Origin of the sequence: Crocosphaera sp. XPORK-15E, from assembly GCF_034931425.1 — a bacterium.
GTDB lineage: Bacteria > Cyanobacteriota > Cyanobacteriia > Cyanobacteriales > Microcystaceae > UHCC-0190.
The window spans coordinates 258,313-268,996 of sequence record NZ_JAYGHQ010000001.1 but is presented as its reverse complement, the minus strand read 5'-3'; the positions used below and the strand labels follow the sequence as shown (position 1 = coordinate 268,996).

Genomic DNA, 10,684 nt, shown 5'->3' with positions numbered 1-10,684 from the left:
GAGCGCAGCCGAAGTATGCCGAAGTGGCGGGGTTTTAAACCCAATTTTCCGATAACGGAACTTATGTTGCTTATATTTCTGCGATAAAAGGATGCCATGCTTGGGGAGAAACCCCTGAAGATGCTCGTTTGGAATTAAACCATGTTTTTGCCATGATTTGTGAAGAATATCTTGAAAAAAATCAAGATTTACTTACCCATTTAATAAAGCTTCCACAAATTCATAACTAGAAAAAGGCCGTAAATCTTCAATTCCTTCTCCTGCACCAATGAAACGAATGGGTAAATTTAATTGTTGGGCCACTGCTAAAGCAACTCCTCCTTTTGCTGTTCCATCTAACTTTGTTAAAACCACACCGCTTAAATTAGCTGATTGAGAAAAAACCTCCGCCTGTCGTAGTCCATTTTGCCCCAAAGTTGCATCTAAAACTAATAAAGATTCTACTTGAGCATTGGGGGCTTTCTTATCAATAATACGGCGAATTTTTGCAAGTTCTTCCATCAAATTCTTTTTATTTTGTAAGCGTCCCGCCGTATCTATTAATAATAAATCAATCTGACGAGCTTGGGCCGCAGCAATGCCATCAAAAACCACAGCAGCCGGGTCAGTATTTTTTCCAGGGTTAGCAATAACAGGAGTATTACTTCTTGCACCCCAAACTTTCACTTGTTCCACCGCAGCAGCGCGGAAAGTATCAGCCGCAGCAATAATACAACTATAACCAGACTGTTGAGATAAATGAGCTAATTTTCCAATGGTGGTGGTTTTTCCCGCCCCATTTACTCCAGTTAATAACCAAATATTTAAGGTATCTTTTTCGGGGGCAAATCCTGGATTTTTTACCTGTTGTAACGGACGATCTAAAATATCTCTTAAAATACCTTTGAGATATTCAATAGCTTGTTCTGAAGGTAAAGATTCTTCTAATAGTTTCTTTTGTAAGGTACTAATTATATGATCCGTAGCTTCAACTCCTACATCTGCTTGCAATAATAGGGCTTCAATTTCCATTACTGCATCTTGGTTTAGAGGCCCTTGACCAACAATTGATTTTAGTTGGTTAACTAAACCGCGACGGGTTTTTCCTAACCCTTGACGGAGACGTTTTAACCAGTTAATTTCGTCTTCTGAAATATCTTCCGGGGCCCGGCCTTGGGCCGCTAAAACTTTCGCTGACCAGACAAATTCTTCATCAAAAGTTAAGGGTGTTTCTTCTGGGGGAGGTGCAGTTTCGATCGCTGTTTCTTTAAGAACTTCTAGACGATCAGATTTTTGCATCCAAACAGGAACGTCTTCTGAGGGGGTTTCTGTTGGGGTAACAGGTTCTTCTTCCGTAATGGGTTGGTATTCGGTAACAGTTTCTGAGGGGGCTTCTGATGTCTCTACTGTCTCGGTAGTTTGAGATTCATCTTTCCGTTGTTGAATATTCTTATAAGCGGTTTTGGCCCAAGTGAGATAGTCTTCTTGAGTCTTCTCCTCGGTTACAGTTTCGGGTTCAGGAGTTGGGGGTGACGTAGTTTCTGGGGCCGGGGTTGCTGTTTGTTCTTGCTCTGGTTGGCTTGTTTTACGACGGAACCAATTAAACATAGGGAAATATTTTTATAATAATAACTTAACTATTTTAACTTATGGTAAGAGGTTTTATCTAAATTTATTTAATATTAGTTATATTAGGGTTTCGAGACAAGTTTAACTGATATTTATATAGAGCAATGGGGCGATTAATAGCTTTAAAATAATCAGGATCTTTAGGGGATAAATAAATGGCTGTAATTTGTTCTGTTTCTATTTTGTTATCAGCAATTAAATGATAATTAGTTGTGGTTTCTACTTCATTAATATAAATACTGGAAGGTCTTTGAAAAATTTGCTGTGTAATTTCTGTGGCGACAAATGTTTGAACCTTGGGGCGTTCTTGTTGTCGTTCTGTTACTGTAGAAATTAGTTGATTATTTTGAGATAAAAACGTAATTTGACGATTAGGATTATTAGGAGATACTTTAACCGATATGGTAGCATCTTTTCCTAGATAAGCTTTAGCAATATTATAGCCATTAAATTCTCGATCTGCCACAATAGGTAATTGAGAAGATCTAAAAGAAGCTAAAGCAAAAATATTAGGAATAGGGGGATATTTCTTTTGAAAACGAACTTGAAAATGCAACGGTTGATTAAGATAACGTTGATTATTTTTAAAGCCAGGAGTAACAATTTTTGGAGCTAAAGGAGCCACTTGATCTAACAAAATACTTGTAACATTCCAGGTTCCATCCATCCAATCAGGATAGATTAAATATCCTTGAGCTTGACTTAAATTTAAAGGTTTATTCCAGTCAGGATAAGTCTGAATATGCTCAAGTAATTCCCCTGCTTGACTTGGTGAAACATTTTCCAACAATATAATAATAAATGCCAAAAATATCATTAAGATACGCATAACTCAAAATTCAATTAGGAGATTTTGCCACAAAACTAGCGTAACTTAATTCATTGATTGAATTCCACTGTACAATTTCTTGTCTAAATTTATTCCAAGAGTCATAAACCTCTTTAAAAGAAGGATTTTTACTCGCATTTTCTGCATATAAATCAAAGGATACTTTTTGTGCTGCTTTTAAAATTTCCTCAGAATAGGGAATCAATTTTGTTCCACCTTTCAACAAAGATTGTAAAGCGATACGATTTTGAGCATCATATTGACTTAACATATTTATATTAGCGTCCATAGCTGCCCCTTGTAAAATTGCCTGATATTCTTTGGGTAATTTTGCCCAAGCCGTTTTATTAATTTGTAAGTCTAAAGTTGCCCCTGGTTCCCACCAACCAGGATAATAATAATAGGATGCAGCTTTATTTAAGCCTAATTTTTCATCATCATAGGGGCCCACCCATTCCGCAGCATCAATGGCCCCCGTATCCAAGGCCAGAAAAATCTCACCCCCTGGTAATACTTGCACATTAACCCCCAAACGGGACATCACTTCACCACCCAACCCAGGAATTCGCATTTTTAAGCCTTTAAGGTCATTAACAGACTTAACTTCCTGTTTAAACCATCCTCCCATTTGAGTGCCTGTATTGCCCGCAGGGAAACTAATTATATTAAAATCACTATAGACTTTGTGCATGGCTTCCAAACCACCACCATGATAAAGCCAGGCGTTTTGTTGTTGGGCATTCAACCCAAAAGGCATAGCTGTTCCAAAGCCTAAAGCCGAATTTTTGCCTATATAATAATAACTGGGAGAGTGGCCACATTCGACTGTACCCTGTTGTACCGCGTCTAACACTTCTAACCCTGGGACAATTTCTCCGGCCGCGTAGGGGGTAATGGTAAATTTTCCCCCAGTCATGGCACTAACGCGATCGCAGACGGTTTGCGCCCCACCAAAAATAGTATCTAATGATTTGGGCCAACTGGTCTGCATTTTCCAGCGAACAGAAGGCAATGAACCTGTGTCTATGGGTTTAGTTTGAGACTGACAAGAACTCAGAACAGCGGCCGCTGTCACTCCTAATGTCCCATTGCTAATAAGATATCTTCGTTTCATTCGTGATTTTTTTAAGGACTTTACTGGCTTAAAGATGGTGTCTTAAAGTTCCAAGTTCCCATGATGACACAGGTTAGGCCAAAGGGAAAACTTAATGCTGTTCTAGTTTTCCTACCCTAAAGCAAGCCATCTCATCAAAAAAGGGTCAGAAATAAAATTGTCACCCTCTTTACGCATTTTTGACACACCATTGACACAATGAGATTGTTTAATGTAATGGAGTTTTTCTCACAAAACCGCTCTAATAAACTTTTTAAAACGCTCTCAACACTTTTTAAGTATGAATCCTACTGCAACCCAATTCATTGATTTTTTACAACAAGATTTGGCTATTCCTGCCGAATCTATTCACTTAGCCTTGCGAGATGAACAAGCCATGCCCCATCATTTTCCCATGATTCTCTGGCAATATGGCTTAGTCAATAAAGAACAATTAGAATCCGTTTTTGACTGGCTAGACGATCACCTTCTTTGACACTCCCGCCGTTCTGTTCTTTTGAAACTTAGGATAACCTTTTTTGCCTTTTATCCCACGTTTACAATTGTCATAGAAACGAAAAATCGCTGACCATGCCCTTTCTGATGATGCCTGTATTGCTAACGAAGCTCGTTGTGTTAATATTTTAATATCTCGACAAGGCGAGAAACATAGCGATAACCAAGCTAGATTCATAATCATTTTTTTTGATTAACCTTGTATTTTACCTTCGGGACGAGGGAGTAGCTTATCGCCTTGGCGTAAGACTCGCTATTGCTTGCAATAGAAAGCTGCTGATTGGGTAAGAAGCCCGCGCTGTACGCTTGCGCGACTCGTCGGGACAGTTCACGAAGTATTTATGATCAGAAAATTGTTCTGTATTCTTGACCCATGCTAATGACTTAAGACTGTTAACTAAAGTACAATAAGCCTTTAGTTGTATGCCAGAGATAAAGTTTTATGGGTCGTGCTAATAAAGTAGTTCTTGCGTATTCCGGTGGGGTTGATACCTCTGTTTGTATCCCCTATCTCAAAAATGAATGGGGAGTAGATGAAATCATTACCCTCGCCGCTGACTTAGGCCAAGGAGATGAACTGGGGCCCATTCAAGCTAAAGCCCTTAAATTTGGGGCATCTGAGTCCTTAGTAAGTGATGCTACCGCAGAATTTGTCACAGATTATGCCTTTAAATCTATTAAAGCCAATGCCCTCTATGAGAGTCGTTATCCCCTCTCTACCGCTTTGGCCCGTCCCCTCATTGCTAAATTATTGGTAGAAGCTGCTGAAAAATATGGTGCTGACGCAGTAGCCCATGGTTGTACCGCTAAGGGTAACGATCAGGTACGCTTTGATCTGGGAATTTTAGCCCTGAACCCTACCTTAAAGGTGTTGGCCCCGGCCCGGGAATGGAATATGAGTCGGGAACAAACTATTGCCTATGGGGAACGCTGTGGCATGGAATTTCCGGTTAAGAAGTCTTCACCCTTTAGTATCGATCGCAATTTATTGGGACGCAGTATTGAAGCGGGGCCCCTTGAAGATCCGATGACGGAACCCCCCGAAGAAATTTATCTGATGACTAAGGCGATCGCAGATACCCCTGATAGTCCCGAATATATTGAGATCGGCTTTGAAAAGGGTATTCCTGTCAGTCTCAACGGTCAAATTCTTAGCCCTGTTGCCCTCATTACTCAACTGAATGAGGTTATTGGTAAACATGGGGTCGGCCGTCTGGATATGATTGAAAATCGTGTGGTTGGTATTAAGTCACGGGAAATTTATGAGGCCCCCGCTTTATTGGTGCTAATTGATGCCCACCGCGACTTAGAAAGTCTGACTTTGACTGCTGATGTCACTCATTATAAGAAAGGGGTTGAGGAAACCTACAGTCATTTGATCTATCGGGGTTTATGGTATTCTCCCTTAAAAGAAGCCCTCGATGCCTTAATTGACCAAACTCAGGAACGAGTCACAGGAATGGTACGCATTAAGCTATTTAAGGGCAATGCTACTATTGTTGGCCGTCAGTCTGACTACTCTATTTATAGTCCCCATTTATCTACCTATGGGGAAGATGATCGCTTTGATCATAAAGCAGCAGAAGGCTTTATCTATATTTGGGGACTGCCTACCAGAGTTTGGGCAGAAAAAACCAGAGGTTAATGATTTAAGGTTGGGGTTTAATCATATTAAGCCCCAATCGTTATTTTTTTAGGATATGACAGTATAAAATTATTGTAGATACAAACAATATTTGGATCATTGTAAATTATGTCTCTACTTAGTTAAAATAATACTAAAATTTATTATATTTTATCAATCTTGAAATAATTCCTGAACAACACAAGTAACAAACAACTGGTTAAAGTATCTAAAACGGTTTAACATTGTTAAACCCCTACAAATTATCACGATTACCGTAGGGCATAATAGTATTATGCCCTTAATCTTTGGGAAATCGTGATCACCCTGAGATCATCAAATGACTCCACAATACCAGCAATATACTAGCACCCAGTCCTAGGGGTGTAGCTAAAAATTCCACAAACTCTAACATAACTAAAAAACATCTTAATACAGTTAATGATACGTCCATGGGTAAGCCCCCAAAAATTTAATAAAATGACATCTGATTCTTAGGATAAGAGTGATTTTCCTTTATAGTCCTAGTCTTCCCATTGTTTTAGTCTTGGTTCCCAATTAGATACAAATTGTAACGTAAATTTTAAATTTAAGCATCCATGACGAAAAAAATTCGTTAAGGTTCCCTCATTTTTTCTGGTAATAACCCTCTAATTTTATGGGTTTAGAGTCAGGGAATGAAGACAAAATAAAGCATAAACCCTGTTCCCAACCTTTCCCAGAAGTCTCATAATTGACTACAATCTGATTTTTCCTAATTCCGTATAAATAGCAACAGTTATCATCTAAGGAGATGAACAAGCTACATTGGTTAAAATGGTTAGGGGACTTAATTCTTTTAAGGTTTGCATTTGTTGTTCATTTTTAACTAATAATGCTCCTACAAATCCTAAAGAATTAATAGAAATTGATTCAAATTTAGACTGCGATCGCGGAATAATCATCATCCATTCTCTGGTAACTAAAAGATTATAGGGATCGGGTTTTTCTTGTTTCTTAATTGACATCCCAACTGCTTCTAATAAGCATTGATAATTTTCTAATGTTAATTGAGCAAGTTCTAGGATATCTTGATTATTTTGAGTTTCTAGATTAATCAGCGCATGAGTAAACTTAAAGCAAGGAATTTTCCCAATTTTTCCTTGATATTCTGCTGTTTTGATCACGGTTTCAATCGGAACTTTTGCCCCTTCAGATATCAAAGGTAAAGGTATTAATTGAAGATGTTTATGATGTTGACTAGCACCCGCTAATTTACCACTATTATAAAAGCTTAAGCCATCAATTTGTAATAAACAGGCCCATAAGGCTGCAAAATCATTGAAGTTTAGCCAAGTTTCTTGGTCTTTAAACTCACGAGTAATGATTAATAAGTGATGATCAACAACATTAAATTTATTCAGTAAACATAAATGAGTATCAGAGATATTTGTCACAAATAAGTCTTCCTCATAGGGAAGAAAAGGATTAAAATCTTTGCCTAATTTTTTCTCAATTTTTTTCTGTTGTTTTTTCGCATTGTCTTTGTGAGTTAAATTAGATAAAATTCTCACAACAAAGTCAATGTCTCCATCTTTGATCAATTCATACTCTGTAGGAATTGATTTTAATGCCCCACAGTTAAGAGCGTAGTTAGTTTGCTGTTTTACTTTGTCCCATAAACTATCAGATTCTAAGAGGATGTTTATTGTTTTCATGTTAATTTATTCCCTTAACTATCTTCTCTTTTAAGTAACCATACACCAGTATAAGTCATTCCTGAATCATCGGGTTGTATCAGTAAAAAATGGAGTCCTTGACTTGCTTCTTTTTGTTCCTCATACTGTTGAGCAGCTTTCGCCATCTCTAAATCCTCAAAGGTCAATAAAACCCAACGTTCTATTAATCCTGCATCTAAAATTAAGCCCCCAGATTTACCAACTTCTGTGGGAATATAAGTTAAGGCAACAGGTTTATTTTCTGCCAACCAACGGGCTAAATACATAGATTTTCTGCCCCCATAAATAATCACTCCTGGAATATTTGTCTGGGAATGAATACCGAGATTAATAGGTTTAAGACTGTCAGGAAAATCTTTGATAGGAATGGGGCGATCGCAAAAAAAGTCAATGATATCACCTGCTTTAAATGAAGCAAAATGCCACTTATCTCCCCATAAATTTTCTGGTAATGGTTGGGGGGGAAGTTGTTCTAATTTGATGGAGTTAGGATGGCGTTGTTTTAAAATTTCTTTGAGTTGAAATGTCCGTCTACTGGGTTCAACTTTAATGTTTAATGCTTCTCCTGCTAAGGTTAATAAACTTAAAGATTGAGGACGAAAGACTTGAATTACATCAGGATAATATTGCTCGATAATCGGCTTTAATTGATTAATTAACCAGGTCGAATTAGCTTGAGATTGTTGACAAATTGCCTCATGAATTATCTTTCCTTGAGAATCACAAATAATTAGTTCCCATTGATAACTATTCTCTAAATTATTGAAGGAATGTTTATAAAAATCTGCTTGCCAAATATTCATTAAGTTTTATTTCATTGATTTTTATTAGACTGATTTGATTGTAACATAATTAAAGAAACATCTAAAATGATTCTGAAGTCTGAAATTCCCAATTTATAGTTAAACTGAGATCTTGCACCGTGATTTAAAAATCATAAAACCCCGATTTTAAAAGACAGCAAACCAAGCATGACTTCGTTACTATTTGGTAAAAAATAGGGGTTTTCAAGCTAGTTGCAAAATATCAGTCAAGAAATCTTATAATTAAGATAAGCATCAACAATAAGGTAATCAAATGAGCAATTCTCACCCCATAGAAGAAAAGATAGAAACTTGGTTAGAAATAGGAACTATTGTCGCACCACAAGGATTAAAAGGGGAATTAAAAGTTGTCCCAAGTACAGATTTTCCTGAGAGATTTGAACAACCAGGAAAACGATGGTTACAGTCTCCCAAAGCTTTATCTCCTGAACCTGTTGACTTAATTAGTGGGCGATATATTCCTGGGAAAAATCTCTATATTATCCGTTTAAAAGGCATAGAAAATATAGATCAAGCTGAATTATTACGGGGTCATAAATTATTCGTTCCCAGTAGCGATCGCCCTCAATTAGCAGAAGATGAATATCATGTATCAGAATTAATTGATTTAGAAGTTTATCATCAATTTACGGGGGAATTAATTGGTATTGTTACAGATATTTTTGGGGCAGGTAATGATTTATTAGAGGTACAATTAAATCATACCGAACCGTCAGTTGTTACCGATACAGAGGAACAGCCATCTGATAAATTAAAGCCCAAAAAAGTATTAATTCCCTTTGTCTATGAAATTGTTCCGGTGGTTGATGTAGATAAGAAAAGAATCGAAATTAATCCCCCTAAAGGACTATTAGAATTAGCTGAATAAATGATTAACTGGACTCCCTATTTTGACTCTATCTGTAACAAGTACGCCCAATGGTGGGACGTTTACACCCTCACGGATGTTGAGGGGAAGACGCGATCGCCGAAAACTGCGCCTTTGTTAACGGATTTGTGGGTTCAGGAAATTAAGAAAGAACGGGAGAAACCAGAGGAAAGGGCAGAAAAAACGGAACGCTTCACCGTTTTAGAGGGTTTACGGAAATATGCTCCTAATCATATCTTATTAAGGGGTCGTCCAGGTTCTGGGAAATCGACAGCTTTAGCACGGTTATTGTTAGAAGAATCTAACTCTAACTCCCCCCTTTTGAAGGGGGGTAGGGGGGGATCAATCCCCATCCTCATCGAACTAAGATACTATCAAACCTCAATACTCGATCTCATTCTACAATTTCTGCAACGCCACGAACTAATTATTGATAGTAATACCCTAGAAAAATTACTACTTGGAAATGATAATTTTACCCTATTATTATTGTTTGATGGTATTAACGAATTGCCATCAGAAGCAGCGAGACAAGATTTACAAAAATTTCGCCAGCAATATCAGAAAATCCCGATGATTTTCACTACAAGGGATATAGGCATAGGAGGCGACTTAAATATTGAGAAGAAGCTAGAAATGCTTCCCTTAAATGAATCACAAATGCGTGATTTTGTCAAGGCTTATTTGCCAGAAAAAGGCGAAAAAATGCTTAAACAATTGGAAATTCGCCTCAAAGAATTTGGAGAGACTCCCCTATTATTGTGGATGCTTTGTTCTGTTTTTGAGAATAATGAAAGCCAAATTCCTGGTAATTTGGGGTTAGTTTTTCAGCGTTTTACAGAAATTTATGATCACAGACTAAAAGCAGATGTTTCGACTTACCAAGAATCGCGGGATTGGTGGCGGGAATTACTGCAAATATTAGCTTGGAAAATGACTCAAGGTGACTCAAAAACAGAGATTCAGGTTGCTATTGATCAACGGGAAGCTGAGGCAGTATTAAAGGAGTTTTTGCAGGGAAAAGTCGAATATGCTGATAATTGTGCCAAGCAATGGTTAAAAGATTTACTGAAACATCATCTCATTCAATTAGAAAGTAACAATCAAATTGCTTTTCGCCATCAACTTATTCAGGAATATTACACCGCCGAGGCATTATTTGAAAAGTTGCCCCATCTCAGGGATGAAGAATTGCAGTGGCACTATTTGAATTATACAAAATGGACGGAAACTATCGCTTTAATGTTTGGTTTATTGGATAGGGAAAAGCAAGCGCGACGGGTGGTTAAGTTGGGGTTAGAGATTGATTTAAAATTGGGAGCAAGGTTAGCAGGAGAAGTCAAAGTTAAGTTTCAAAAGCAGACAGTTGGGTTAGTGCTTTGTTTAGATGTACCGAAACGGTTTAAGATTGATTTATTAGTATTAACAAAGTCTGATGAAGTTGTTAATGAGTTAAATCAAGCTTTAGAAGACTCTGATAGGGATGTTCGTAGTAAGGCAGTAGAGGCTTTGGGTAATATTGGCTCAGAAGCAGCCATTTCTGGGTTACTCCAGGCTTTAGAACACTCTGATGAGGATGTTTGTGGGAATGCAGCAGAGGCTTT

The 10,684-nt window shown here is 37.6% G+C and carries 9 protein-coding genes and 1 pseudogene; 4 read left to right on the top strand and 6 right to left on the bottom strand.

The features are described from left to right. Positions 1–192: 192 nt before the first annotated feature. From ftsY to VB691_RS01290, 3 genes are all read right to left on the bottom strand, one after another. Entirely contained in the window at positions 193–1,587 is a 1,395-nt protein-coding gene (gene ftsY, locus VB691_RS01300; protein WP_323289646.1) for a signal recognition particle-docking protein FtsY, read from the bottom strand. Positions 1,588–1,651: 64 nt separating this feature from the next. Next, entirely contained in the window at positions 1,652–2,437 is a 786-nt protein-coding gene (locus tag VB691_RS01295) for a DUF6816 family protein (RefSeq protein WP_323289645.1), read from the bottom strand. Positions 2,438–2,447: 10 nt separating this feature from the next. After that, positions 2,448–3,551, bottom strand: a complete 1,104-nt coding sequence (locus tag VB691_RS01290) for a TRAP transporter substrate-binding protein (RefSeq protein WP_323289644.1) — start codon at positions 3,549–3,551, stop codon at positions 2,448–2,450. Between the two features lie 280 nt (positions 3,552–3,831). On the opposite strand from VB691_RS01290, the gene VB691_RS01285 reads away from it, so the two are divergent. Beyond that, the gene (locus VB691_RS01285) at positions 3,832–4,026 is read left to right on the top strand and encodes a DUF2949 domain-containing protein (RefSeq protein WP_323289643.1); all 195 of its coding nucleotides are present in this window, start codon (positions 3,832–3,834) and stop codon (positions 4,024–4,026) included. Between the two features lie 15 nt (positions 4,027–4,041). Here VB691_RS01285 and VB691_RS01280 read toward each other — a convergent pair. Then, positions 4,042–4,155 (bottom strand): annotated as a pseudogene (locus VB691_RS01280) (RNA-guided endonuclease TnpB family protein); the annotation flags it as partial. 333 nt (positions 4,156–4,488) lie between these two features. On the opposite strand from VB691_RS01280, the gene VB691_RS01275 reads away from it, so the two are divergent. Further along, positions 4,489–5,691, top strand: coding sequence for an argininosuccinate synthase (locus tag VB691_RS01275; RefSeq protein WP_323289642.1), 1,203 nt, complete (start codon positions 4,489–4,491; stop codon positions 5,689–5,691). A gap of 764 nt (positions 5,692–6,455) precedes the next feature. Here the strand turns inward: VB691_RS01275 and VB691_RS01270 are convergent. Next, positions 6,456–7,367, bottom strand: a complete 912-nt coding sequence (locus VB691_RS01270) for a phosphorylase (protein ID WP_323289641.1) — start codon at positions 7,365–7,367, stop codon at positions 6,456–6,458. Between the two features lie 14 nt (positions 7,368–7,381). Beyond that, the gene (locus VB691_RS01265) at positions 7,382–8,191 is read right to left on the bottom strand and encodes a Tab2/Atab2 family RNA-binding protein (RefSeq protein WP_323289640.1); all 810 of its coding nucleotides are present in this window, start codon (positions 8,189–8,191) and stop codon (positions 7,382–7,384) included. A gap of 292 nt (positions 8,192–8,483) precedes the next feature. On the opposite strand from VB691_RS01265, the gene rimM reads away from it, so the two are divergent. Continuing rightward, a complete protein-coding gene (gene rimM, locus VB691_RS01260; RefSeq protein WP_416244542.1) occupies positions 8,484–9,080 on the top strand; it encodes a ribosome maturation factor RimM in 597 nt (198 codons plus the stop codon). Beyond that, positions 9,081–10,684, top strand: a 1,604-nt coding sequence (locus VB691_RS01255) for a HEAT repeat domain-containing protein (RefSeq protein ID WP_323289638.1), incomplete at its 3' end; no start/stop codon positions are given.

What these genes read in the sequence shown, in the direction of transcription:
- ftsY (WP_323289646.1), bottom strand. Translation starts at nt 1,587, where the DNA reads ATGTTTAATTGGTTCCGTCGTAAAACAAGCCAACCAGAGCAAGAACAA.
- VB691_RS01295 (WP_323289645.1), bottom strand. Translation starts at nt 2,437, where the DNA reads ATGCGTATCTTAATGATATTTTTGGCATTTATTATTATATTGTTGGAA.
- VB691_RS01290 (WP_323289644.1), bottom strand. Translation starts at nt 3,551, where the DNA reads ATGAAACGAAGATATCTTATTAGCAATGGGACATTAGGAGTGACAGCG.
- VB691_RS01285 (WP_323289643.1), top strand. Translation starts at nt 3,832, where the DNA reads ATGAATCCTACTGCAACCCAATTCATTGATTTTTTACAACAAGATTTG.
- VB691_RS01275 (WP_323289642.1), top strand. Translation starts at nt 4,489, where the DNA reads ATGGGTCGTGCTAATAAAGTAGTTCTTGCGTATTCCGGTGGGGTTGAT.
- VB691_RS01270 (WP_323289641.1), bottom strand. Translation starts at nt 7,367, where the DNA reads ATGAAAACAATAAACATCCTCTTAGAATCTGATAGTTTATGGGACAAA.
- VB691_RS01265 (WP_323289640.1), bottom strand. Translation starts at nt 8,191, where the DNA reads ATGAATATTTGGCAAGCAGATTTTTATAAACATTCCTTCAATAATTTA.